At 57.2% G+C, this 26,048-nt stretch carries 21 protein-coding genes; 1 reads left to right on the top strand and 20 read right to left on the bottom strand.

Annotated elements, in window-relative coordinates; all coding sequences use genetic code 11:
- The first annotated feature begins 71 nt into the window (after positions 1 to 71).
- Entirely contained in the window at positions 72 to 1,634 is a 1,563-nt protein-coding gene (locus tag SCU88_RS00330) for an ATP-binding cassette domain-containing protein (RefSeq protein WP_175341295.1), read from the top strand.
- A gap of 12 nt (positions 1,635 to 1,646) precedes the next feature.
- On the opposite strand, the gene SCU88_RS00325 is transcribed toward SCU88_RS00330, so the two are convergent.
- The 20 genes from SCU88_RS00325 to tagH form a co-directional block, all read right to left on the bottom strand.
- Complete coding sequence (locus SCU88_RS00325; protein ID WP_138095123.1) at positions 1,647 to 2,039, bottom strand: DUF4150 domain-containing protein; 393 nt, start codon at positions 2,037 to 2,039, stop codon at positions 1,647 to 1,649.
- 9 nt (positions 2,040 to 2,048) lie between these two features.
- Positions 2,049 to 2,654 carry a DUF3540 domain-containing protein gene (locus tag SCU88_RS00320; RefSeq protein ID WP_138095122.1) on the bottom strand — a complete coding sequence of 202 codons (606 nt, stop codon included), beginning with the start codon at positions 2,652 to 2,654 and terminating at the stop codon, positions 2,049 to 2,051.
- 10 nt (positions 2,655 to 2,664) lie between these two features.
- Positions 2,665 to 3,735 carry a pentapeptide repeat-containing protein gene (locus tag SCU88_RS00315; protein WP_175341296.1) on the bottom strand — a complete coding sequence of 357 codons (1,071 nt, stop codon included), beginning with the start codon at positions 3,733 to 3,735 and terminating at the stop codon, positions 2,665 to 2,667.
- Complete coding sequence (locus tag SCU88_RS00310) at positions 3,732 to 6,272, bottom strand: DUF2169 domain-containing protein (RefSeq protein ID WP_175341297.1); 2,541 nt, start codon at positions 6,270 to 6,272, stop codon at positions 3,732 to 3,734. The genes SCU88_RS00315 and SCU88_RS00310 overlap by 4 nt, the downstream gene beginning before the upstream one ends.
- A gap of 152 nt (positions 6,273 to 6,424) precedes the next feature.
- Entirely contained in the window at positions 6,425 to 6,811 is a 387-nt protein-coding gene (locus SCU88_RS00305; RefSeq protein ID WP_175341298.1) for a DUF3592 domain-containing protein, read from the bottom strand.
- 14 nt (positions 6,812 to 6,825) lie between these two features.
- The gene (locus SCU88_RS00300) at positions 6,826 to 9,087 is read right to left on the bottom strand and encodes a type VI secretion system tip protein TssI/VgrG (protein ID WP_175341299.1); all 2,262 of its coding nucleotides are present in this window, start codon (positions 9,085 to 9,087) and stop codon (positions 6,826 to 6,828) included.
- Positions 9,088 to 9,280: 193 nt separating this feature from the next.
- On the bottom strand, positions 9,281 to 9,541 hold the full coding sequence (locus tag SCU88_RS00295; RefSeq protein WP_175341300.1) for a hypothetical protein: 261 nt from the start codon (positions 9,539 to 9,541) through the stop codon (positions 9,281 to 9,283).
- A 9-nt stretch (positions 9,542 to 9,550) separates the two neighbouring features.
- Positions 9,551 to 9,937: an immunity protein Tsi6 family protein gene (locus SCU88_RS00290; RefSeq protein WP_175341301.1), complete on the bottom strand. Its 387-nt coding sequence runs from the start codon at positions 9,935 to 9,937 to the stop codon at positions 9,551 to 9,553.
- Complete coding sequence (locus SCU88_RS00285) at positions 9,930 to 11,186, bottom strand: polymorphic toxin type 46 domain-containing protein (RefSeq protein ID WP_175341302.1); 1,257 nt, start codon at positions 11,184 to 11,186, stop codon at positions 9,930 to 9,932. Before SCU88_RS00285 ends, SCU88_RS00290 begins: the two co-directional genes overlap by 8 nt.
- Before the next feature lie 3 nt (positions 11,187 to 11,189).
- A complete protein-coding gene (locus SCU88_RS00280; protein ID WP_175341303.1) occupies positions 11,190 to 11,987 on the bottom strand; it encodes a DcrB-related protein in 798 nt (265 codons plus the stop codon).
- A 5-nt stretch (positions 11,988 to 11,992) separates the two neighbouring features.
- Positions 11,993 to 13,930, bottom strand: a complete 1,938-nt coding sequence (locus SCU88_RS00275; RefSeq protein WP_175341304.1) for a type VI secretion system tip protein TssI/VgrG — start codon at positions 13,928 to 13,930, stop codon at positions 11,993 to 11,995.
- A 57-nt stretch (positions 13,931 to 13,987) separates the two neighbouring features.
- A complete protein-coding gene (locus SCU88_RS00270; RefSeq protein WP_175341305.1) occupies positions 13,988 to 15,382 on the bottom strand; it encodes a protein kinase domain-containing protein in 1,395 nt (464 codons plus the stop codon).
- Between the two features lie 27 nt (positions 15,383 to 15,409).
- Positions 15,410 to 18,028: a type VI secretion system ATPase TssH gene (gene tssH / locus SCU88_RS00265; RefSeq protein ID WP_175341306.1), complete on the bottom strand. Its 2,619-nt coding sequence runs from the start codon at positions 18,026 to 18,028 to the stop codon at positions 15,410 to 15,412.
- Positions 18,029 to 18,088: 60 nt separating this feature from the next.
- A complete protein-coding gene (tssG, locus tag SCU88_RS00260; RefSeq protein WP_175341307.1) occupies positions 18,089 to 19,144 on the bottom strand; it encodes a type VI secretion system baseplate subunit TssG in 1,056 nt (351 codons plus the stop codon).
- Positions 19,141 to 21,012 carry a type VI secretion system baseplate subunit TssF gene (tssF, locus tag SCU88_RS00255; protein WP_175341308.1) on the bottom strand — a complete coding sequence of 624 codons (1,872 nt, stop codon included), beginning with the start codon at positions 21,010 to 21,012 and terminating at the stop codon, positions 19,141 to 19,143. The genes tssG and tssF overlap by 4 nt, the downstream gene beginning before the upstream one ends.
- Before the next feature lie 2 nt (positions 21,013 to 21,014).
- Positions 21,015 to 21,584: a type VI secretion system baseplate subunit TssE gene (gene tssE, locus SCU88_RS00250; protein ID WP_138095110.1), complete on the bottom strand. Its 570-nt coding sequence runs from the start codon at positions 21,582 to 21,584 to the stop codon at positions 21,015 to 21,017.
- The gene (locus SCU88_RS00245; protein ID WP_175341309.1) at positions 21,577 to 22,392 is read right to left on the bottom strand and encodes a type VI secretion system accessory protein TagJ; all 816 of its coding nucleotides are present in this window, start codon (positions 22,390 to 22,392) and stop codon (positions 21,577 to 21,579) included. Before SCU88_RS00245 ends, tssE begins: the two co-directional genes overlap by 8 nt.
- A gap of 14 nt (positions 22,393 to 22,406) precedes the next feature.
- Positions 22,407 to 23,315, bottom strand: a complete 909-nt coding sequence (locus SCU88_RS00240) for a hypothetical protein (RefSeq protein ID WP_175341310.1) — start codon at positions 23,313 to 23,315, stop codon at positions 22,407 to 22,409.
- 18 nt (positions 23,316 to 23,333) lie between these two features.
- Complete coding sequence (locus tag SCU88_RS00235) at positions 23,334 to 24,128, bottom strand: PP2C family protein-serine/threonine phosphatase (protein ID WP_138099121.1); 795 nt, start codon at positions 24,126 to 24,128, stop codon at positions 23,334 to 23,336.
- Positions 24,128 to 26,002 carry a type VI secretion system-associated FHA domain protein TagH gene (gene tagH, locus SCU88_RS00230; protein ID WP_138095107.1) on the bottom strand — a complete coding sequence of 625 codons (1,875 nt, stop codon included), beginning with the start codon at positions 26,000 to 26,002 and terminating at the stop codon, positions 24,128 to 24,130. The genes SCU88_RS00235 and tagH overlap by 1 nt, the downstream gene beginning before the upstream one ends.
- Positions 26,003 to 26,048 lie beyond the last annotated feature (46 nt).

Below are 26,048 nucleotides of genomic sequence, written 5' to 3'. Positions count from 1 at the left end.
AATTTCTTTGGCTATCTTTAGCCCGTTGCTGACCGCTATCCGCGCACGCCACCCTGCCCCAGGGAGGTTATATGCACGCTTTTCATGCACAACAAATTTCATTACGCACCGAAACAGGCGATACGCTGTTCCAGGATCTGAGCTGTCAGCCGACCGTCAGGCTGACCGGACTCACCGGACGTAACGGCATCGGCAAAACGCTGCTGGGCGAGGTACTTAGCGGCAAGCGCCTACCCACTTCCGGTATGCTCAGGCTCAATGCCCCGTGCGGCATCTATCGTCAGCATAATGCAACGCAGCAGAGCCGCAGTCTGGCGGCCTGTCTTGGGCTCGAGGATGTCCTGAAGGCGCTGATGCATATTGAACAGGGCAGTGTCGACGAACGCTGGTTCGATATGCTGAACGAACGCTGGGATTGCCGCCAGCGCTTTGCGCAATGCTGCCAGGAACTGGCGCTGCCGCCAGTACCCGACAGGCCGTTTAGCGCCCTGAGCGGCGGCCAGCAGGCTCGCATCACCCTGTGGAACCTGTTCCAGCAGACCGATAGCTGGTTACTGCTCGACGAACCTTCCAACCACCTGGATATCGCAGGTAAGCACTGGCTACTGGCACAAATTCAGCAGTTCCCGGGCCCCATACTGCTGATCAGCCACGATCGCTTCCTGCTACGAGCCATGGAAGAAATTTGGGAACTGAATGAACACGGACTTCAGCGCTACGGCGGTAATTACGACACTTTCGCTACCCTGAAGCATCAACAGCAGGCTGCACTCGACAGGCAGCTTACCAGTGCCAGCAAAGCGCTACAGTTGGCCCGCCGTCAGGCGCAGCTCAGTAAAGAAAAAGCCGAGCGTCGCGCCGCCCAGGGTAACAGACTGGCGCGCAGCGGCAGCCAGGCAAAGATTTTGCTCGACGGTAAAAAGGAACAGGCAGGCGCTGCTGCTGCTGCCAGGGTAACCCGCACCGAAAATCAGCAGCGCCAGTTACAATCACGGCTCGCCGAACTCAAAGCGCGCCAGGTAGCAACGCCCGCGCTGGAAATCACACCGGGAGAAGCGGAAACCGGGAAGCACACGCTGGTACAAATGAGTGAAGGGATACTGCCTTTCGGGCAACAATCGCCCCTGAGTTTTTCCCTACGACAGGGGGAGAAGCTGCGTCTGCGCGGCAATAACGGCTGCGGTAAATCAACGCTGTTAAGAGTGTTAAGGCAGGAGATATCGTTACAGGCGGGAAGGCTGTGGCTGGGCGGGGGGTGTAGCTATCTGGATCAGCATTACCAGCTACTGAATCCACAACTCAGCCTGCTGGAAGCCTTGTCAGAAGGAATGATAAAGGCAGAGAGCCTGCGACGGACGCTGCTGGCCCAGGCGGGCTTTCGTCGTGAACAGGTCCAACAAAAAGTCACGGAGCTGAGCGGCGGTGAAAAAATGAAACTGGCGATGCTTATCGTCAGCCATCAGCCCGACACGCCGCTACTGCTACTGGATGAGCCGGATAATCATCTCGATCTCGATGCCAGAGCCGCTCTGGCTCAGGCGCTTGCCTCCTGGCCCGGCGCACTGATTCTGGTCACCCACGATGATGACTTTGCCAGGGAATGCCAACTGACGGGGGAAATTGTGCTGGCGTAAGTTGCTGGCGCCTCAAGGTGCCAGCATCAACACTTTAAACTGGCTGGGAACAATACGCATCCCCACCGCATTGGTGGAATTCTGTAAGGAGACACTGGTCAGGCGGGTCGCTGGCGTGCCTTTTAGCAGCACGGTAAAAGCGCCGGTCAGATGTCGCGAAGGCCCCATCACGGTGCCGGACGCCACCCCGGTAGCGACCCCGGGGTTATCACCGTTGGTCAGCGGCGTTACCGTGGCCATATTGTGAGCCGGCATGCCCATAAACAGAATATTCAGAGCGTTGGGGATCGCGGTCGGGCCCAGCGCAATATCCGGATAGGGTATCGGCGTTGGGGCAGGTGTGGGAGTCAGGCAGACATCAGGGAAAGCCAGGTCCATACCGCTCAGTTGACAGTTAGCAAACATAACGGCTCCTTAGCCCATATGGATCTGTTCAGAATCGACTTTGGTGATCGCCTTAGAGGTAATCACCGTATTGTGCGCATGCAGGCGGGCATAATCATCGGCCCGGATATCCACCTGCCCGGCCCGAACCTGCTCGGTATTACGGGTATGGCGGAACAGGTTGTGGCTGATTTGGGTCACCGTCTGCCACACCGATTCAACGCGTTTGCCTACCAGCCGGGTCAGGCTGACCCAGGCGGAAAGCTTATCGCCACTGTAGTTCATCTCGCCAATATGACAGTCCCCCTGCTGCGCATCCACCTTCAGGGTGGCGCCGCTCAGGCTCAGCTCTCCGGCGCTGCGGATATGCAGATCCCCCGGCAACGACAGTTCGGCGCTGCTTTCATCGGCCCGTTCCAGTACCGCCAACAGCCATGCCTGATCCGCCGCGCTGGCAATCAGCACGCTGTCCCCCGTGGCCGGAGCAATCAGGCAGCTCGCCGCCCGACGACAGTGCCAGCCGCGCCCTTCACTTTCCACCATCAGGCTGCCATCGGCAAAACAGTGGGTCACCCGACCCGCGGCCTGTAGCGGCGGCAGCGCGGCCTGAGCCAGTTTATGATTGATATTGTTCATCACCTCTCCTTTAACCGCGGCTCTGGCGCTGTGCGCTCCAGGCTTCGGCGGCCAGTAATTCTTCATCGTATTCCAGCATCCCTCTGCGATTCGGGATGTGCGCGCCTTCCTGGCGGGCACGGTGAAAGCGGGTCCGGGAGAACCGGACGTCGGTAAAATCCGCCTGGCGCAGATCGGCGCCGGAAAAATCGCTGTAAGTCAAATCACAGCGCCGGAAGCAGGCTCCCGCAGCGACCGCCTGCTGCAAAATGGTCTGAAACAGCCGGCTCTGACTGAAATCGGCACCGTTAAGCACCGCGCCAACCATCATGGCCTGATCGAACACCCCACTCTGGCACTGCGCACCGCTCAGATCGGCTTCCATAAACAGCGCCTGGCGGGCGTCGACCTGGCGCAGGTTCGCCCGCTGTAGCGAAGCGCCTTTAAAGTTGCACTGAGTCAGTTGCGCGCCACTGAAATCCGCCTCGTCGAGGCGGTTTTCGGTAAACTGGCAGCCGGTAAAATGCTGGCGGGCATAGCTTTTATTGCGCTGATCGCATTCGAAGAACACTACCCGTTCGAAGGTGGCAGCGCTGAAATCCACACGACGCAGGTCGATACCATAAAAGGTGGTCAGCAGCAGACGACATTGCGCAAACTGCGCCTCATCGAGCGGCGTTTCAAAAAAGGTGCTGCGATCCAGCTCGCTATGGCTAAAGCGGCTGCGTTGCAGTTCGCAGCGCATAAACTGGGTTTTATCCAACTTGCTGTCAGAAAAGTCGCTGCCCGCCAGCCCACATTCGTTAAAGACACTTTCGCACAGCGCCGTATTGTCAGCCCGTAGGTTCGCCATTACACACTGGTTAAACACGGTCTGCGTCAGCGTTGCCCCACTGACCTGAATATCGTTCAGTTCGCACTCGGTAAATACCGCTTCATGCAGGTTAGCCCCCCGCAGATCGGCACCGTTTAGCGTGACTTCCTGAAAGATACCGCCGGAAAGATCGCAGTTGCGCAGATCCAGACCATCCAGCGCCAGCTCGCTAATCGTTTCACCGCTTTTCACCCGCTGCTGTAGATCTGTAGCGCTAAGGGAGGTCATACCGTTTCTCCATCACGACCGGGCAGGGTTTTAATCCGTTTGGTCCAGGCGCCGTCCAGGCTGGTTTCAGTATCAGTCACGGCCTGAGAAAGGTCGGCCCGGAACAGGTTGGCACCGCGAAAACAAGCGCCGCCCAGCAAACTCTTTTGCAAAATAGCGCCCATCAAATTGGCATCACTAAAATCAACCTGACGGAAATCGCTGCGCATGAACAGACTACCTACCAGATTCGCTCGCCGGAAATCGGCACCCTGGCAACAGGCTTCACTGAGATCGCTATTTTCCAGCAATGCCAGCGTGAACCGGGAACCACGCAGCGACGTCTGACGCAGGTTGCACTGCTTCAGGGTAGCGTTGCTGAAATCGGCACCGTCTAACACACACTCCGATGCCGCCGCGCAGGTTACCAGGGTAGCGCCGTCAAAACACGCCTGCTCCGCGTGACTTTCCACCCAGGAACAGCTTTCCAGGCTGGCACCACTGAAGCTAACCGCTTCCAGCGTGGTTTTCAGGAAAGTGGTTTTATGCAGACGGGCCGAACTGAAATCAAGCGCCGGTAGCGTCAGCTCCATAAACACGCAGCCATCCAGCCGCGCCTGTCGGAACCGGCAGCGGGTCATCCAGGTTTCACGCAGCAGCAAACCATCCAGAACAGCATCGTCAAAGAGGCAGTCATCGAACAGTGTTTCCTGAAGCTGGGTCTCTTTAAAGCGCGCGCCGCTAAAGTCACTGTGGCAACACTGGGCCAGCGCCAGGCTGGCGCCTTCCAGACTGCATTCCCGTAGCGAGCTGTGATGAAGTTCGCAGCGCGCCAGCATCGCCTCGTGAAAGTTAGCGCCATCCAGTTGACAGTGGCTGAGATCGGCGCACTCCAGCAGCGCACGACTGAAGTTAGCGCCGCGTAAATCCATACCGGAAAAATCAGCGCCGGTCAGATCCATTCCGCTAAAATCGCCTCCCTGCGCCAGGGTTCGCTGAGCACGGTCGCGAATGATCTGCGCCAGATCACCCTTCAGGCGTCGGGCCGGAGGCTGACTTTGTACCGACAGCAGATACATCTGGTGCAATGCCGCCTGACTCTGGGCCAGCTTCTTCTCACTCAGGGCATCCTTATTCTGATGCAGCATCTCCTGCATACGCTGCATCGACTCCGGCCCCCGGGGCCGGTTTTCATCATCTGCCGCGTCCGGGAAGCGAGCCTCCATCTCACGCTTACGCGCTTCGGCTTCAAGGCGCTGTTCTTCCGCCTGCTGCTCCAGTTTGTCGATAAATTCCGGCAGTTCATCCAGCTGCGGGATTTCCGGCTCTTCAAACGCTGGCAATAACTCATCTACGCTACCGCCCTGAGCTTCCAGCCGTACCCGATGCTGTTCGCGTAACAGATTCGCGCGATTTTTCATGTTATCGCGCATCGGGCTCTCGCCCTGCTCTACCTCGCTATCAATCCAGGGGCCAATAGCCGTTTCCGGCACCAGGTCTTTTTCCCGAAAGGCAAACAGCGCGCCGCGCTCTTTATCCATACGCTGGCTCAGCACTTTACGATAGTGGCTGGTCGAACGGGGGGCGCCGAAATTTTCCAGTGCCGGCATCAGTTGCAACACATCGGCAGCATCATCTTCATTGATGCGGATATTACCCTGCCAGATCAGGATCATCTGTTGCAGGTGGGGGAAGAACCAGACGGTGGTGGCACGCAGCACGACTTCTTCAAACAGCGTCTCATCACCGCGTTGTCGGTTGATAAAACAGCGGGCCTGCCACGGTGGTAGCGTCCCTTCCTGAAGCGGCTGTTCCGGATGCATATTCCAGATACGCCAGCGAGCCTGGGGCGGCAGCGCATCGCGGTCATGCCACCACTGATCGGGAGAGGCCGCGTTAAACACCCGCCAGTCGATATCCCGGGCGAAGCCGGGGAAGTCCTGCTTTAACCAGCGGGCATCATATTTTTTACCCATCCGCTTAAAACGCCGTGGCCACAGCAGATCCAGCGCACCAAAACCCGCTGGCTCCGGATGCTGATTCACAGCTGTCATACGTTCGCGCGGCGACTCAATATTGGGTAGCGGACGCAACTGGTAGCCGCCCACAGCCACAGGATGGCGGCCAATACCGTGAGGGTTTTCTTCATCGCCTTCGCCGCCCCAGGCGCGGCTCCAGTCAAGGCGCATCTGCTCAAAGGGCTGCGGCAGCGTTGGCTTATCCCCCGCCCAGAAGCGATCGCCGTACACTTCCAGAGTTTTGCTCAGGCCTTCGATATCAATACGCGCTGCAACGGCAGTTTTGTCCGGCTGGTGGTGGCTGTATGCATATCCCGTGGCTAAAAATTCCGCCCGGGATTTGGGAATAGCCATATCGATCACCCCACCGCTGGTCTGCAACTCATCGGCAGCCAACTGCCACAGCTCGACCTCTGGTCGCAGTTGTGGCGCATCGCCCATATCCGCCAGCGCCATCACCGACACGCCCAGGTGATTATGGCCCTGCCAGCGATAAGGACGATTTAATACGCTAAGGCGCAGGGGTTTTATGATTTTCATATTCTCCCCCCAAGAAAGACGGCATAAATAAAATCATTAATAAATGACACCAAAAACGAATAAAACCTAGAATCATTATTGGCATCACTATTATGAATCTTATTTCATCAAAAATGTCCATCAACACTTGAGTTTTCACAACAAAATATACCCTAATCACCCAAGATTAATGGTTTATCATACAATGCAATTTTATTTGGATTGTTAGGATCATATTTTATTGCTGTCACAGCCCCCTCTTTAAGATTATCAATCTCTTTAAAGGTCAATGCTTTCATTATTGTCGATTCAACAACATCATTATCTTTTGTTTCAAACCGAAATGTAAGCTTATAAATAGGCTTATTACCACTCCAACTACTTGTTTGGTATGTATTAATTATTTCCGCACTGGCAGTTATTCCATTTTTTAAAACAGAATCCTGTACAAACCCATCCTTTAAATATGGATAAACATTTGTGTAGAGAAATCTTACCATAGGGAAAGCACCAAATATGAGAGCGATTACCACCATTGTTATAATAAATGCATTACTCATTTTATTTCCTGTCTTCATAAAAACAAAGTCAATAACTTAGATGACATAGACAAAGCACCAGATGTTATAACTGACTTTATCTGAGTTAACTCCATGGCTTTATTGCTGTACCCAAATGTATTATGAGAAACTGAAATGTTACTATGTGAAAGAGAAACACCTGTTCGCGAACCAGACATACCAGTAATACTTTCTGACACTCCAGTCATACTAAAAGAATTACCTGTAAAACTTTCATTAAATGCTGTTGCTGAAATACTGTGAAGTTTTGGTTCAAATTTAGCCTTTGGAGATTTCATGTTAATAGCCTTGCCACTAACGATATTTATTTCTTCAGGACTATATATAGTTATCTTTCCCTTATTTATATTCTGCGTCCAGTCACCACCATTAACATTAACCGTTAACCCACCGGCAGTAATGGTCTCTTCCTTCCCGCCTTTCTCAATATTGACAACCTGCCCACTATCAAAATTCTGGGTGATTTTTCCGGTCACATGATGCAACTCTTCACCGGTAATAGTGGTATCACGCTTATCCTTAACCTTAACGATATCATCACCGCTAATATCCAGCTCACGCCCTTCGGTAATCGTCGTTTTCTCACCGCCTTTAAAGGTTTTGGTTTCTTTCTTCACCACCGTCGTTGTACGGGTATCAAGATAATCAAAGGTCGCCGCCTTCGTCACCTCATCCTTCTGCTCTTTCAGAATAGTGGTGGTACGGTTGCCATCAATCGCCACATTCTGGTCGTTCTCGACAGTCACCCGCATATCCTTTTCCGAATGCATCGACAGCATTTCGGCTCCGGGGCTGTCTTCAAAGTAGAGATGGCTGGCATTATCGATATGTCCGTCCTTGCTGCGGGTCATAAAACCCATCTGGGTGGCCGCCGCCGGTAGCGCCCACGGCGGCATACTGGCTTCGTTATAGACCCGGCCTGTGACGATGGGACGATCCGGGTCACCGTTGATAAAGTCGATCACCACCTCGTCACCGACCCGCGGGATCTGCACCCCGCCGAATCCCTGGCCCGCCCAGGCGCTGGAAACCCGCACCCAGCCTGAACTGGTGTCGTCCCCTTTCGCCTGACGGTCCCAGTGGAATTTCACTTTTATCCGTCCGTATTTGTCGGTCCAGATCGACTCCCCTTTTGGCCCCACCACTTTCGCGGTCTGGGGGCCATAGGTGCGCGGCCACGCCGTGACCTGCGCCGGGCGGAACACCACCGACGACGGGATCACCATAAAGTCCAGCCGGTGGATGGTTTCTCCGCCGTCCCCGCTGGCGTAACGGTTCTCTTCAAACTGGTAGTGCACCGCCGTGGTCAGGTATTCACCGTTATCACTGAAGAACGGCGCGTTCAGCAGCGCGAAGGTATACCCCGGCGCCAGCCCGATGGCAGTGCCGGTGCCCTGAATCTGCTGGTGGTCCACCTGCCAGCGCTCCTGGCGGATGCGGGCGTAGAATTCGCCGTGGCCGTGCTCCACGTAGCGCCCCGGCCAGTCGTAGACGTCGATGCTGCCCGGTGACGGTGATGCCGGGTTCTGACGCGCCTGGAACAGCCAGGCATTGGGCTTGCGGAAGTCGTAGTCGTCCAGGCTATAAATACCCGGCGTCACGCTGTCTTCCAGCGCCCACTGGCTGATGCCCTCTTCATCGGTACTGCCACCGGAAGGGCTGACGTGATAGGGAATGCTTTCGTAACCGCTGAACGGCTGGTGCTGCTGGGGGGCATCGGTCAGCACCAGGGTGTGTTTATTCGCCTCGTGGACGAAGTGGTAGGCAATGCCTTCCAGCTCCATCAGGCGGCTGATAAACGCCAGGCTGCTCTCCTGGTACTGCACGCAGTACTCCCAGGGGCGGTAGCTGCCCGTCAGCCTGTCTTCCACGTTCACCTGGTTTTCACCCAGCAGCGCCTTCACTATCTGCGGTACTGTCTGGCTCTGGAAAATACGCAGATTCCGGTCACGCTTCATTGGCCACAGGTCCGGCTCCATGGTCAGCCGGTACTCCGCATAGCGGGTGCCACCCAGCTCCACCGCGCTTACCGCCACCCGGGTCACCTTACCGTTCAGGTAACGCTTACCCATCAGGGACCGGGTCGGGATGGTTACCGTGACAGGCTGGCCCAGCAGGCTGCTGCGGTCAATACGCGCATCGCTGCCCAGCAGCGTGACGCTCAGTTCAAACGGCTCCGAGAGCGCCTCGCGCCCGGAAAGTTTCCAGAAAAGCAGCCCGGGAACGGGTAACTGGACGGTAATACGCTCTAACATAACGTCGATCCTTTTTAAGGCGGCGATGATGGATAGCGAAAGAACCCCAGTTGTCAGCGTAGACCGCATCTGACAAATCAGATCCAGGAATTGTATGAATTAGTGATGCGGGTAGATGAAACTCTTTGGCCGATCTTTAATGTTGTTTGAACGGCGATGCTGACTTCATTTTAAAGGTAAAAAATATCATTATTTATTTTACAATTTTAATATCCTTCACCTCTCTGTAAGAAAATTTAGTCCAATCCTTTCTGATTTCTTCAGCAAGCTGTATTAAATAATCAATATCATCTTTATGTTGAACATCATTAGAATTTAAAACAAAATCCTTACTAACATCAAAGTGCGAATTAGGATAAAAATTTGGAATTAGAACACCAATATACCATTTATCTTCTGATTGCATTAAAACAAAACTGCCTCTATGCGAGACAATTACTTTAGCTTCAATCATCGGATATAATCACAACCCATAATCATCAGGGTAAAGTTTTTTCAGCCTGTCTTCATTCTTATAGTAGTTCGTATCGACCTCATGAGGAAGTTTAACTTTCAAACCATTACGGGTTTGATCAGCAATATAAAATGCTTTCATTAATCGATCAGCAAAAATTTCATCAGAAGCTTCGAGTTCTTTTGCTGCATACATCCCAAAAGTGAGCTCCCAAAGCTTCGAACGATCAGACTCGGTCCCTGAAAGGACATTGGATAAATAAACAAGCTGATTCACGATAGAATTATACATTGGTTCCAGCTTGCCGAGTGACGGCGTCAACTTTATCTTATTATATCGTTTTTTAGCCAGCTTAAGAGCTTGTTCTACATATTCAAACTTAGTAAGATCACTCATACGGAATCCAATTGTTTTTGTCTGTAGAGAACCATTGTATATCACCGCCCTCTGTCTGGAAAGGCTTATTTGGTACAGACCAGGTATCCAATGCAGGTGTAGCGGTACTACGTAACATTTCAGTTTTACTTTGAGCCTGATATGCTTTTATCTCTTTGAGTACCACATCATCAGTACCTCTTATTTGTCCTTCAGGGTTAATTCCTAATCTCGTTGGAGGAGTCGTTTTATCAAGAGAGTACCAATTCCCTTGCCAATTTCCAGGGGATTGAGTTTGATATGCTATTTTCCCTCTATTTAACGTTTCAACAGAGACTCGCTCACTTAAATCAACCCCAGAACGATATGCACCAATTTTATCTTCTGAAACACCCTGTCTCCGCATAAAATCATCAACAACCTTACGATTCATCCTAATGTTAATATCTTTATTTAAATCGCCTGTACGGCCAAATTTTTTATTTAAGTAATCCCGCCGTTCACTTAAAGCAGAAAGCTGTGCATTCTCTAATCGCCCAGCCCGCCAGGCATCAAATCTGACCCCGCCTTTAGCTCCCCGGGCCCCTCCGACGATCCCTCCGGCCAGCATACTCCATTTCTGACCATCGCTTCCTTCACCGAAAATAGCGCCGCCGAGATAATTACCCGCCGTCCCCCCGGCCAAACCACCCAGCGTGCCTAGTACGGCGATAGCGGGGCTGGCCAGTACCGCCAGTGCCCCGGCACCTGCCGCCATCATCGTCCAGTTCACCCAGTCGGGAATTTCCGGGCTAATCTCATCTGTTTGTTGTCTGGCTCCGCCGATGAAGACGTTTGGTGATCCAGAGGTAATCTCAGCGCTACAGGTAAGCCGATCGCCTGTTCGTGCAGCAGGAAGATCATTGATAAAAACGTTAGATGAACCTTCGGCCACTTTTTGCAGCGAACCACTATGCTCACCGCACTCCCCGGCAGAAAGGTGTGCCCTGATAGCCGGTCGACTATTAATAAAAACATCAGGGGACCCCACCACCAGCTTGCCTGTCACATGGCGAGGAGCCCAGGACATACTACCTAAAACCTCTCCCAGTCCTCCGGCCGCAGTTGCCCCGGCAACGACGGCAGAAACGGCAATCAGGGCGGTTCCCCCCGTGACCACCGCAGCAGCGGCCCCCAGCACGGCTCCACCTATAAGACCTGCTATCATCCACCCTTTAGATGCAGTATGGGAAACGTCATCACTCAATCTGGCGGCCTGAGGTTCGGACATCCGTTATCCCTCTTGCGCACTTTTCAGGAATGCTCTGACTTTATCTTCGGAATCGAGTTGACTGAGCCCCAGGAAAGAACGACATACGCTAAGCTGCGCATTCAGCGATGCCATGTTACCGGAAGAAACGGTCCAAAGTGCGTAGCGTGTTGGATGACTATCGGGGATAGCACTCACTCGCAATGGACTTCCAGCCTGAGAATAGAACAGATACTGCCCGTTTAATGCTCTCTGTAGATTCAGGCTCTGATAGAGCGCATTAAGCCCTGCAAAGGATTCCAGACATCTGCTGGCGCAATCCAGGACAAAAAATGTTTCCAAACTTTGAGCTGAAATCATCTGCTCCGGTTTATCATTATCGCTATTATGATGAAATTTAATGCTTTTAATAATTTCACCATATTGTTTTTTATAATAGCCAGTAAATTCTCCTGGACAGGTTCCGGTATAACAAACAATTTTCTTACCCACAGGGGCATCATTTAACAGAACGACGGTTTGCCGCTGAATAACCTGAGTATTATCACTAAAAAACTGATAACAAATCTCAACCGCAGGCTCGCCGCTGACCTCTCTTTTATTTAAGGAGATCAATTTAAACTTAGGGACCGTTGTTTCCAGTTCATTGATAATTCTTGCAGCGACATTATCTACCGTATCCTGTATCTCTGCCGTTGCTCGTGAGACGACGAAGGTAAAGTCACTAGCACCATTCTCATTCAGGGTAAAAAGATTCATGGTGCGATCTTTAAAAATATCAGGAAGTGAAAGCGTTGCCTCCTGTAAAATATAATCAGCCATTCACCTTACCCTTTGGGAGAAGAATTAAATATAAAGAAGCTATCAACATCGGCCTGAATTTCCTGATCATAAGTATCGCTCGGTGGCAGAACACCGATCGTCTTATCAGAGCTGTTCAAATTGAGCGGGCCACTCATGGTATTGATTTCACCCGACTCCGTTGCAGTGAAATTAAAGGTCTTGCCGATAATATTCACGGTGCCACCTTTGGTTAGTTCAATGGCGCATTCGCCACATTCCAGCCGCAGTGAATCTCCGGCACCAAGAACAAAGTTTTTCACCACTTTATCGGTACGATCGCCCCCGGTTAACGATGTGGCATCTTCCTTCACCCCGGTTTCCTGCTTCTTCGCCACCCTGCGCACTTCGTTTTCTCCCACGAAGTGGGTGTAGTTTTTCTCAACGCTATGGGTTTCGTCGTTTTTAACGTTGGTGTCCATATTGCGCTCGGCCTGGATCCAGACCTGCTCTTCCCCCGCTTTATCCTCAAAGCGCAGGGCGTTGGCGGTATCGGCCGAGCCGTCTTTACTGCGGCTCAGGAAGCCCATCTGGGTGGCCGCCGCCGGTAGCGCCCAGGGCGGCATACTGGCTTCGTTATAGACCCTGCCTGTGACGATGGGACGATCCGGGTCGCCGTTGATAAAGTCGATCACCACCTCGTCGCCAACCCGCGGGATCTGCACTCCGCCAAACCCCTGACCCGCCCAGGCGCTGGAAACCCGCACCCAGCCTGAACTGGTGTCGTCCCCTTTCGCCTGACGGTCCCAGTGGAATTTCACCTTTATCCGGCCATATTTGTCGGTCCAGATCGATTCCCCTTTTGGCCCCACCACTTTCGCGGTCTGCGGGCCGTAGGTGCGCGGCCACGCGGTGACCTGCGCCGGGCGGAATACCACCGACGACGGGATCACCATAAAGTCCAGCCGGTGGATGGTTTCACCGCCGTCACCGCTGGCGTAGCGGTTCTCTTCAAACTGGTAGTGCACCGCCGTGGTCAGGTATTCACCGTTATCGCTGAAGAACGGCGCGTTCAGTAGGGCGAAGGTGTACCCCGGCGCCAGCCCGATAGCCGTGCCGGTGCCCTGAATCTGCTGGTGGTCCACCTGCCAGCGCTCCTGGCGGATGCGGGCGTAGAATTCCCCGTGACCGTGCTCCACATAGCGCCCCGGCCAGTCGTACACGTCGATGCTGCCCGGCGACGGTGACGCCGGGTTCTGACGCGCCTGGAACAGCCAGGCGTTGGGCTTGCGGAAGTCGTAGTCGTCCAGGCTATAAATACCCGGCGTCACGCTGTCTTCCAGCGCCCACTGGCTGATGCCCTCTTCGTCGGTGCTGCCACCGGAAGGGCTGACGTGATAGGGAATGCTTTCGTAGCCGCTGAACGGCTGGTGCTGCTGGGGGGCATCGGTCAGCACCAGGGTGTGTTTATTCGCCTCGTGGACGAAGTGGTAGGCAATGCCTTCCAGCTCCATCAGGCGGCTGATAAACGCCAGGCTGCTCTCCTGGTACTGCACGCAGTACTCCCAGGGGCGGTAGCTGCCCGTCAGCCGGTCTTCCACGTTCACCTGGTTTTCACCCAGCAGCGCCTTCACTATCTGCGGCACCGTCTGGCCCTGGAAGATGCGCAGGTTACGGTCACGCTTCATTGGCCACAGGTCCGGCTCCATGGTCAGCCGGTACTCCGCATAGCGGGTGCCGCCCAGCTCCACCGCACTTACCGCCACCCGGGTCACTTTACCGTTCAGGTAACGCTTACCCATCAGGGACCGGGTCGGGATGGTTACCGTGACAGGCTGGCCCAGCAGGCTGCTGCGGTCAATACGTGCATCGCTGCCCAGCAGCGTGACGCTCAGTTCAAACGGCTCCGAGAGCGCCTCGCGCCCGGAAAGTTTCCAGAAAAGCAGCCCCGGTACGGGCAACTGGACGGTAATGCGATCTAGCATAGAAGCGAGTCCCGAATAGAAAAGAGGCGCGCGGCAACAGGGCCGCGCGTCAGAAAATTAACCCTTAAGATTAACCAGCCAGGTGCCCGGTTGGTCGATATTCAACGTCTGGCTTTGGCTTCCCAGACTGAGTCGATACTGGCCTGGCGGCAGATCCAGCGCGGCGATTCCTTCGCTGACCTGCACTTTGCGCGGCTTATCGTTGACCCGCAGCTCATCCCCTTTCGCCATTCGTACCAGCACCCTGGCGACAGGGTCAGTGGACGGCGCGGCGGCAGGTTTATCGGCCTTCGCCACCGGAGGCGGCGGCGCGGACTGCGTAGCGGCCATGTCGGGTTCGACGGTGCTCTCTTGTGGCGCATCGCTACCGCCGAACATCAGGCCGCCCACCAGCAGCCCCACCAGTACACCTGCGGCCACCATGCCCGGCAGCTTGTAACGCTGCCACAGGGGATACCATGCCGGGCGCACCTCCTCTTCGGGCTCTTCTTCCTCTTCGACCACCGCCAGCATCGTATTCGTGGGCTTGACGCTGGCGACCTCTTCAACATCCGCCACCGTCATATCGATAAGCGCGGCAAATTCATCCACCGAACGGGGGCGATCCTCAATATGCAGCGCCAGCGCACGGTCCACCGCCTGCAGCAGCGGCAGTGAGTAGCCTTCGGGGCGCAGTTCCGCCAGCGGCTGATAGCTGTCCTGGATGCTGCGCACCACGCTGACTGGCGGCGGCGCGCCGACGATCAGGGTATGAAGCACCGCTCCCAGCGCATAAATATCGGTCCAGGGCCCCTGTTCGCTTTCGTTATCATCGGTGTACTGTTCAATCGGCGCAAAGCCCGGTCGCAGCATGGTTTCAGTTTCGTCCGAGACGTTACCGATACTGCGGCGCGCCGAGCCAAAGTCGAGCAGCACCGGCAGACCATTGTCCTGAATCTGGATGTTATCCAGCGAGATATCGCGATGCAGGCATCCTTCATCGTGGATGGTTTTCACCGCACCCAGCAGCATCGGCAGGGTTCGGCGGATCCAGGCTTCGTCAATCTGTTCCGGATGCTGTTCCCGCAGGCGCGAAAGCGTGGTTCCGCTGTAAAACACCGTGCCCATATAGGCGGTATCGTTCTGTACCCAGAAACGCAGCACATGCAGCAGGTTCGGGTGGTTAAAGCGCGCCAGCAGCCGCGCCTCCTGTATAAAGCTGTTCAACCCGGCCTGAAAGGCCTTGCCAAAGCGCTGACTGCGCAGCACCAGTCGCATATCCTCGCCGCGCATCGCGAGGGTGGCTGGCATAAATTCCTTAATGGCGATGGTGCGTTCAAGCTGGTGATCCTTTGCGCGATAGACAATGCCAAAGCCGCCTCCGCCAATCACCTCTTCGATTTCAAACTCGTTGAAGCGATATCCGGGCGGCAGCGCGCCAGGCACGCTGCGCTTGTTGTCACGATCCGGCATAGTGGAAAACTCTCCTGATGATGGCGATTACGCCGAAAACTGATACTGAAAATCACCCTGTTCGAAGGTAATGCGCAGGCGTTGGTATTTTTCTGCCCGGGCGCTGGCGGTCAGCAGCATTTTGCTTATCTGCGGCAGCAGGGTGTTGGTAAGAATGGCGTCGACCATACGACCGCCGGACTCCACTTCGGTGCAGCGCTGAACCACCTGGGCCATTACGCTGTCGTCTACCTCGGTTTCGATGCCGTGATTTTCCTGCAGGCGGCGCTGAATACGGCCCAGTTGCAGGCGCACAATCTCCGCCAGCATGGCATCGCTCAGTGGGTAGTAAGGCACCACCAGCAGACGCCCCAATAGCGCCGGTGGGAAGACCTGCAGCAGCGGCTGGCGCAGAGCGCCGGTCAGCGCCTCCGGCTCCGGCATCAGTTCCGGATCGGCGCACATGGCGCTAATCAGATCGGTGCCGACATTGGAGGTCAGAATAATAATGGTGTTACGGAAATCGATGTGGCGGCCTTCGCCGTCCTCCATCCAGCCTTTATCGAAGACCTGGAAGAAGATTTCATGCACGTCCGGATGCGCCTTTTCGATCTCATCCAGCAGTACCACGCTGTAGGGCCGACGCCGTACCGCTTCGGTCAGCACGCCGCCTTCGCCGTAACCGACGTAACCCGGAGGCGCCCCCTTCAGAGTAGAGACGGTGTGCGCCTCCTGGAATTCACTCATATTGATGGTGATAACGTTCTGCTCGCCGCCGTACAGCGACTCCGCCAGCGCCAGGGCGGTTTCGGTTTTACCCACGCCGGACGGTCCGCACAGCATAAAGACCCCCACCGGCTTATTGGGATCGTCAAGCCGCGCCCGGGCAGTACGCACCCGGCGGGCTATCTGCTCCAGGCCGTGACGCTGGCCAATCACCCGCTGATTCAGGGTATCGGCCAGATTTAGCACCGAGTCGATCTCATTTTTGACCATGCGGCCCAGCGGAATGCCGGTCCAGTCGGAAACCACTGCCGCCACAACGCTTGCGTCCACGGCGGCAAACAGCAGCGGCGCTTCGCCCTGCAGTTCGTTCAGCGCCTGCTGACGCGCATCCAGCGTGGCGCGAATCTCTGCCTGCGCTTCGTCTTCTTCTTCGGCCTGCTGTAATTCCCCACGCAGCGCGATAATTTCGTCCACCAGCACGCGCTCCTGCTGCCAGCGCTGGGTCAGCGCCTCATTTTGCACCTGCTCGTCCGCAAGCTTTGCCTCCAGAGCCTTGATCCGGTCTGGATCGCCTACACCAACCTTCGCCTCACGACCGGCAATCTCTTTTTCCACCTCCAGGGCAGCAATACGCTGCTGGCAGGCTTCCAGTTGCGACGGCGGTGCGCTCTGGCTAACCGCAACGCGGGCGCAGGCAGTGTCGAGCAGCGCCACGGCTTTATCCGGTAACTGGCGCGCCGGAATATAGCGGTGCGAAAGTTTCACGGCGGCGCTTACCGCTTCATCCAGCAGTAGCACCCGGTGATGTTTTTCCAGCGCCGGAACGGTACTGCGCAGCATCAGCGCCGCTTTATCTTCATCCGGCTCCGCTACCTGTATGGTCTGGAAGCGGCGGGTCAGCGCCGGGTCTTTTTCAATATATTTTTTGTACTCGGCCCAGGTGGTAGCGCCGATGGTACGCAGTTGACCGCGGGCCAGCGCCGGTTTCAGCAGGTTAGCGGCATCGCCGGTCCCCTGCTGGCCACCGGCCCCAATCAGGGTGTGGATTTCGTCGATAAACAGCACCACCGGCGTGGGGCTGGACTGTACCTCGTTGATAAGCGATTGCAGTCGGGCTTCGAACTCGCCTTTCATCCCGGCCCCGGCCTGCAACATGCCGATATCCAGCAGCCATAGCTGAATATCGCGCAGCGATTCGGGCACATCCCCGGCGGCAATACGGCGCGCCAGCCCTTCCACCACCGCGGTTTTCCCTACCCCGGCTTCGCCGGTCAGCAGCGGGTTGTTCTGACGGCGGCGCATCAGGATATCCACCATCTGGCGAATCTCTTCATCGCGCCCCACCACCGGGTCGATTTTGCCGTCCCGCGCCCGGGCAGTCAGGTCCTGACCGTACTGCGCCAGCGCCCCTTTCCCTGCGGCAGGTGCTGCCTCTTCTGCGCCAGCCGACGTCGCCTGCTGTTCCTCTTTACTGCCGGCAAATACTTCGTCGAAGTTGTCGATCAACGCATCGGCGCTCAGCCGCTCAAACTGCGGCGAAATACCGCGCAGTACGCTGGCCAGGCTCCAGGTTTTCAGAATGCCGATCAGCAGGTGACCACCGCGAATGCGGTTGACGCCGAACTTCAGCGAACCGTAAATCCAGGCGCGCTCCACGGCGTTATCGATATGTTCAGAAAGATCGGACACCGAGCTGGCGCCGCGCGGTAACTGGTCCAGCGCCGCCACGATATCGCGAGCCAGCGCCTCTTCGTCCAGAGAAAGATGCTGAATAAGCTGCTGCAGGTCGCCCTGCTGTTGCTGCATCAGTTGATGCAGCCAGTGCGCCAGCTCCACATAAGGGTTGCCGCGCAGCTTACAGAAGGCGGTGGCGCTCTCAAGCGCGGTAAATAACAGCGTATCCAGTTTGCCGAACAGTACGGCGCGGCTGATTTCTGACATGTGAAGTTCCATTAATCATCAATAGGTGACGGAAGGGGGCCCTCACCCGGAGGGAGAGGGTTAGGGTGAGAGGGCTCCTTCCGGACTAAACTGCAAATCCCCGCGCGGTTCGGGGGTGGGCTGATGCCCCAGCCAGGCGCTGTAGCCCAGGCGGCCTTCGCCTCCCAGCGCCGCTCCCTGAACCTCTTCCGCACGCAGGATCAGGCGCGTTTCCCACTGGTACTCAATGCCCAGGTACTGACGCACCCAGTCGCGCAGCGCCGTGACGTCCGGTTCGCCCGGTAGCAAGCGGCGATACTGTTCCAGAGAGAGCGGGCCGATTTCGATGCGGAATTTATGCTGAACGTCGCGCACCGCTTCTCCCAGGAAGGCAGATTCCCCCAGGCGGGGAGAGTGGCGACCAGCCCCCAGGCGCGCCTGCTCGCGGCGCGACAGCGGCATCCACTGGGGAACGTTTTCCACCAGCCGTACCGGCACGCCAAAATAGTGGCGCAGGATTTTTTGCAGCCCTTCGGCATCGCGCCCGTGGCGGGTCAGGTGACCGGCCAGGGTATAGCGGGCGTGCTGGCTCAGACTGCCCTTTTCCATCTGCCCCGGTTGCCCCATACCGATCAGGCAGGACAGATAGCGTTCGAAGCGTTTGTTATCGCCGCGATCCAGCGACACCGTAGGCTGGGCATCCGCCCATGCCCGGTAAAACAGCAGGGTCAGGCGATGGTGGAACAGATCGGCAAAGGCGCTCAGGGTGTCGTCCTGGTGATGCCAGATACGTTCGCGGACATATTCGGTCAGATGGACCGGTAGCGGACCGTTGGGGCCGAACAGCCCAAAGCTTAAGATGGAAACATCATAGAGAGACGAGCCTTCACGTTTGCTGGCATCCGCCAGCGTGGAAGGCGCAAAGGCCATTGAGGGTTTCTGACCAATACGCAGCGGCTCGAAGCGCGGCAGCGGCGCCCGACCCAGCGGGTAACGCTGGCCGCCCTGAGCATCCAGACGGCGCAGTAGCTGGAACAGGTCATAACGCCAGGGCGCGGCCGTTACCTGATGCCAGAAACCCTCCGGTAGCCGGGTCAGGCTCTGAATGGGGGCGGCGCCAGTGGTGGCTTCACTCATATCAGCGCCCTTTTCCCCATCCGCGGCCCCCAGTAGCCGACTTCGCCGCGCTGCTGACTGTTCAGCGTGAATTCCGTAAAACTGTTCATCGCCACCAGCCGCGAGAACAGACGTTCCAGCACGCTACCAAACAGCCAGGGGCTGGAGCCGGAAAAAGCCTGTTCATCTACCGTTATCTCAATGCCAGTGCCGCGGGCAAAGACAATCGGACCCGGCTCTGGCACCCGGCGGTGCACCGGGCTTAACCGGCAGTGGCGAATGCCCTCAATCTGCCGGGCGACGGGCGCTTCCGCCAGTCGGGCATAGAGCCCCAGCAACTGGCGCAGCGAGGCGGCGCCTTCGCCATCCTGGCTGTCCACCAGGCTCAGGTAGTTCATCTGTAGCTGACTAATCAGCCGCCAGCTACTCAGCCCTTCCGCCAGGCCCGGGCGCGGCGGCGTTGGGCCACGGCGCATGGTCAGGCCGCGTACCGGCATGGAGTCCGGCAGCACAAACTGGCCGATATCCTGCTGGAGCATCAGCGGCAGATCGCGGCTGGTGCACAGTACCTCTGCGGTGATGTAACGCAGCTCATCGCGCCACGGCGTATGGCTTTCATCCACCAGCGAGACGAAAACTTCTGAACCGATATAGCCGGTACGGGTGCCATAGCGCTGAGCCTGTTCGGAAAGCGCGCGCTGTTCGCGACGCAAGGAAAAATAGGCGCCGTAGTCACCGTCGTCCCGACTCCAGGTGCTCCAGAAGGGGCGGAAGATTTGCTCTTCGCGCCGCCCCTCTTCGCTGGCCCAGATCTTATTAACGGCAAAGATCTCATAATCAAGGGGGCGAATATTATCCACCACCAGGTGGCACTCGCTGCGCGAATCATCCACCTTCTGGCGCGCCGCCAGTTTGGGGAACAGGTTAATCACCGGCGTGCAGTGCAGGGCCAGGTGAGTACGATCCACTACCCGCTCAAGGGGGCCCTCGCTCTTATCCAGCAGGATAACAATCTCAAAGGCCCGGGCTTCGGTACAGCGCTTCAGCAGGCCGCGTAGCTGGCTGATGCTGATGAACTGAAAGCGCGCCGGGAAGGCGAAATATTCCTGCAACAGCCGGTAGCCGTCGAAGTTGCGCAGATCGTCCGGCAGCATAGCCTGGTCGGCGTCGAAACCTTCCTGACGCAGGGCATCGTCACCCAGCACAATGCGCTGCGGCGTTTTCTCCACGCTCTGGCAAAAGATGCCCACCTGATGCTGCATCAGCAGCTCCAGCAGTTTCAGCGCCTGGATATCCGGGCCGCTCAGGAACAGGTCGAGGCGGTCAAAGTCCAGATGGGTCAGCAACATCGGGCCGTCACAGGCAATGCGGATACGCAGGGCACTGGCGGCGCCGCGCTGGTTAAGTCCCAACTGGCTGAGGGGCGCGTCGGCGGGTACGCCGCCCAGCTCTATCTGTTCGATGCGCAGCGGCAGCAGATTCACGTCGTGGGCGGTGGTATAGCTACAAGTGACACCATTCTTCTTCAGGGTCTGGCTGTCCATCATGGTGCCGCGCGGCACCACAAAGCCGTTGCTCAGATCTCCTTTGCCGATATCCGGTTGCAGTTCGGCAATGGCCATCGAAGGGGTCGGCGCCAGATAATTCGGTGCGATCATCTCCAGCAGACGCTGGGAAAAGCGCGGGAATTCGGCATCCATCTTGAGCTGCACGCGGGAGGTCAGGAAGGCGAAACCTTCCATCAGACGCTCGACGTAAGGGTCCGCGACCTCGATACCGCGCATACCGAGTCTGCCAGCCACTTTGGGGTAGCGTTCGGCGAACTCCGCCCCCATTTCGCGCAGCCAGGCCAGTTCGCGGTTGTAGTAGTCAAGCAGTTTACTGTCCACGCTTACCCCACATCTTTCAGTTCAAAGTGGCCATTCTCCAGGTCCACATCGGTACGAAACAGAAACTCCAGCGGCCAGGGCACGCACCACAGACGGCCTTTGATTTCGATCGACAGCACGTTATGCAGATCGAGCGAGTGCGGATCGGAGATGCAGCGGACCTGTAGTCCCTGGGGCAGGATCCGCGGTTCGAAATTCAGGATCGCCTCGGTCAGTTTGCGCTGAATGTCAGACCATTCGATATCCGACATCCGTCTGCCCGCCAGCGCCTCTACGCCAAAGTTGCAGACCGAACGCCGTACGTGCTCTGCGCCGCGCATATCCAGTTGAGCTTCGTTATTGATGGTGTTGAACAGCCACTGTAGATCGCGCAGTACCCGGCGGCGCAGAGCGCTATGGGTTAGCAGGTTGCTATTGACCGGCTCCAGCCGCTTCTGGGGCTGATCGTCGGTCAGGCGATCCAACAGCGAGGGCTGCATTTTATCGCGTGAAGCGATCAACTCCTGATTGCGCCGATGGCGATAGCCGCTGCGCAACAGATCGTCGCTGCCGTGGCGATATGAATCACTCATCGCTGTCATCACCGCCGTGGAAAGTCAGGGTTTCCAGGGTCAGCAGCGGGAATTCGCCGTCGGCGTTCAGCCACACCTTCTGCCCCCGGCCCTGGTAGTGAATCCCCTCTTCATCCAGAGCCTGCCATTCGGTGGCGCGCCCCAGCAGGAAGCGGTCGGCGGCGCCAGGCTCCAGCGGATAGCGGGCCGGGATCTGACACACCTGTTCGCTGCCGTCCACCAGCCGCACCAGGGTATGGCGCCATACCAGATCGATAGCGCCTTCCGGCGCCTGGAAGCGCATCTCTTCAATGGCGCTGAACGGCAGCCAGCAATATTTACCGTTAACGATAAGCTCGCAAACCGGTCCCAGGCGGGCATCACCATCCATCAGCCAGTCAAATTCGCGGGAATCCTGATTCTGCCCGGTGAGCGTGCCGGGATTCGCCTCGGCGCTGTCCAGCGCCGTATTCCGTAGCGCCGCCGCATCGGCGGCCTCCGCCGTCAGGGCGCTCGCCATCTCCTGTAACCAGGGCCACTGGGCTACGGGCATATCTGGCGCGGCCGCACCGGTCATCACCGCCTCGCGCTGCAATTCACCGGTAATGGCCTGCTCCAGCAGGGTCACCGTCGGCTGAGCGGCCGGCTTTAACGCCAGCCAGCTCTTCAACTGAGTGGCGGCACGGGTCCAGTTTCCCGCCAGGCACAGCAGCTGAACAAAGGCGGCGCGCAGGTCGGCATCCGCAGGCCTGGATTTAATGTCGCTTTCTATTTGTGCCAGGGCATCGGCGAGTGAGTGACCCGCCAGCTGTTGTTCCAGGGTATACATCGTCAAATCTCCTGTTACTTCAGAGTGCGATAAGCGCCCGCCGCCGGATCGCGAAGCGTGGGGTGAAGTTTTTCAATCAGCAGGATGGTCAGTGACTGACCTGCCGGGAGATATCCCGACCAAACCTTACGCACCTCATTCAGGCGCGCCCGCAGTTCGGCGGCGTCTTCAGCCTGGCGGCGACTTATCTCTACCGCCACCGTTCCCTGGCTGTGCCAGCCGTTAACCGGCGTCGACCAGGGCAGAATCATCCAGCTCTGGGGCGAACGTTCATCACTCACCACCAGACGTTCATGGCTGGCGGCACTGATGTTCAGGTTGTTGATGGCAGCCTTTTCGCCAAGCCCGGCCACCGGGTAGCCCTGAATAAAGGCCACCGAGTGACCCGCCATCTGCCCGCGCTGGTTCAGCCATTCACCCTTCTTGCAATTATCGCCCTGTTCAGGAATAAACAGCGCGCCGTTCTGCGGCCAGAAGGTACGTACCCGGCAGTCGGACTTCAGGCTGAAGGTTTGCGGCTGCGCACGGGAAGCAGGGGGAGAGAGCGTTTCCGGGTTGGGCGGTGGCGCATCGGCTTCCACCTTCAATGCCCATTTGTCAGACTGACTGGCGCTACCGTCCGCCAGACGCTTACCCGCGCTATCTTCCAGATGCCAGTCAATGCGTTCCATCGCCGGACACTGCCTCGCCAGCAACATGCCCAGGCGTGGCATAAAGGCCTTCAACGCCTCGGGATCTTTCTTACCGCCGGTCACAATGCGCAGCGCCAGGGTATTACCGCACCAGGCGGCGGGTTTTTTGCCTGATACGTTATCGATCCAGACATCCAGTTTCTGGGAAGGGGACTGTACAATGCGATAGTTCATCGCCCAGGTACTGGAAGACGCCACCATCAGGGCCAGCCCCGCAAGCCAAAGTTTCATAAAAGTCCTTGTTAACAGTCAGTCGCGAAGAGGAAAGAACTGCGCCGCATCGCTGAGCGAGTGCAGCAGCGTCGTCTCCTGAGGGGCACCCACCCAGATAGCCACGGCGCTGTAGTTATCCTGTTTGTCCGGGGCCGTTCCGGCATTTTTCTGTAATAGTTGATCCATGAGCGTCAGCCACTCCTGGGGGTTGCTGACCATATTTAGCGACTGCTTCATCTGTACTTCGCTCACCCCGTGCCAGAAGCCATCGGTGCACAGTAAAAAGACATCGCCATCTTCAATGGGCATCACGTCGCTGTAGCTGGCTTCCCGTTCATCCTCCCCCATTCCCAGCGCAAAATAGAGCAGGTTGCTGTTGATGCCTTCGGTCTGATGTCCGGCATCTTTCATCTGCTGAATCAGGCTGTGATCGGTGGTGACGTGAAACAGCCAGCCGCGACGGAACAGATAAAGACGACTGTCTCCCGCGTGGGCCCACCAGGCCAGGTCGTAGTCGCGATCGATAAACAGCGATACCAGAGTCGTTCCCATACGTTGATGCTCAGGCTCGGCCTTCTGGGCATCGCGAATGGTCTGGTTCGCGTGGTTCACGTAGTCGCGGGTATGCTGGGCATTAAGGTGCTCTTCACCGTCGAAGCGCGACAGAATGGCATCCCGCGCCAGGCGGGCCGCCACATCGCCGCCGGGCGAGCCGGCGATGCCGTCGCACACCACAAAACAGGCCGAACGGTCGCCGATGGTCTCACCGGTCTGATCCTGGTTACTGGCGCGGGCGCCCTGCCGGGAAAGTGAGGCCGTTGTGATATTCATCATTCTCCTTCCGATCCGCTCTGAGAGTCTTTGTACTGATTCACTTCCATGTCGTAAGCGTGCAGGAAGGCTTCGCCGAACAGCGTATGGAAGTCGTCTTCAATTTCACCGGCGGTAGCGCCGTACTGGCGGACAAAATAGTCCCACAGCGCGGCTTTACGGCTGCCGGGCAGTGCCAGGCGTGAGGCGGCCCCTTCACGCTTCGCCTCTTCTTCCAGTTGCTCCGGATTAAAGGATTGCAACATAGAGGCGATAATGGCGCGGATACCGGAGATCATGCCCAACTGGTGGGCCTGGAGGTCGATCAGCGCATCGCGGACCGATTTTTTGGGCTCCATAAAGCCCGGCATACGGGAGCCAAACATCTGCATCAACACGGTTTTACCTGACGGCAGCAGCTTAAAGGGGTTGTTGGCGTCATCAAGGATCATGGTCATATCGGCTTTTACGCCGCGCTTAAGAATCGAGCGCGACGAGAGCAGCGCCACCGTTCCCTGAGAGAACATGCTGAGCATCTGGCCAAGCTGGCGCATATTGTCTCGGTCAAACTGCGGCACCGGCTGCATGTCGCTGAGCCCCATTCCTTCCAGCAGCGCTTCCAGTAGTTCACCCTGCAACACATCGCCGCCGCCAGCGGGAGTTGCCTCTCCCACTTTGCCCGCACGCGGCGCGGCAGAGACGGGATCGATACGCAGGCGACCGCTGGTGCTGGCACTGGCCCGATGCTGAACCGCATGCGGCTCGGGTAGTGGAATATCGTCACGGGCGGCATAAGGCGGTTCCGGCTGCACGGGCGGCTCCTGCGGCGGCTGTGGTTCCGCGCTGGCGGCAACCGGTGGCACAGGCGCAGCGGGCTCTTCGGCAAACAGCGGCGAGTCGCTTAGCGAAGCTAGTGGCATTTCGTCCCGTGCTGGTTCTGGCGTCTCTTCCGGCGCGGGTTCGGGCTCTGGCTCTGGCGCCGTAGCGCTTGCCGGTTCCGGTGCTAAATCATCCGGATGAGTCAGCGGCGTGCCGCCCATCAGACCCAGTGGGTCGTCATGACGGGTACTTTGGCTGGGGCTCTCTTTCGCATTACTACCGCCAAACAGCGCCAGCGGATCGAGTTCGCCATCGGCCGGATCCTGCTCCGGTACTGGCTGACGCCCGGCCTCCGGCTGTTGCAGGGTAGACGGAGTGCCATCTTTCAGGATGCTGTCGCCGCTGAATAACTCTTCCTCGCTGAACAGTTTATCGGTGGCCACAGGCTTCGATTCAAACAGGGGCGCGTCGTCATCGCTGTTAAAGTGAGCCAGCGGATCTTCCGGGTTACGCTCCGGCTCGCTGGGCGCGTGGAAGGGATTTTCCGGCACGCTCTGGGGCTCTGGCGCAGCACGACGGCTGCTGGAGATGCTGTCGGCAATCGAGAATTCCTGCATCAGGCTGTCCCAGATTTCTGTCGGGACTGCCGTTGGCGCGTGCTCTGCGTGTGCGCTCTCTATCGGCGCATCCTGAGGCTGCGGCGCGGGCTGGGGTGGCTGAACCACCGCAGGCTGCGGCGGCGCGCTTTGCGGTACCCCCTGGCGCGGATCGCTCACGGTCAGACGATATTCATCGATACCAATGACATCGCCATCCTGTAATTCGACCTGACGGCCACGCTCCAGTGGAATATCGTTAAGCAGCACCCGGGTCACGTTGCCGCGGTTGGTGATGCGGCATTCTCCGTCTGCGGAAATATGGACGATAGCCTGCAACCGCGAGATAGCGCGATCGCTGTCCGGCAAAACCAGGTTGTTATCGGTACCGCGGCCAATGGTGCCGCCCGGCGCGGAGAATTCAAAGCTGCTCTGGGGCGGCTGATTGCCGGGCTTAAGGGTGGTGATGGTAAATCGCATAGTCTTGTCCTGCCAGGTCGTTATCGACGCTCAAAGGTCGCGGCTC

The organism is Jejuibacter sp. L23 (assembly GCF_050815825.1).
Taxonomy (GTDB): Bacteria; Pseudomonadota; Gammaproteobacteria; order Enterobacterales; family Enterobacteriaceae; genus Jejubacter; species Jejubacter calystegiae.
This window is presented reverse-complemented; position numbering and strand designations above follow the sequence as displayed.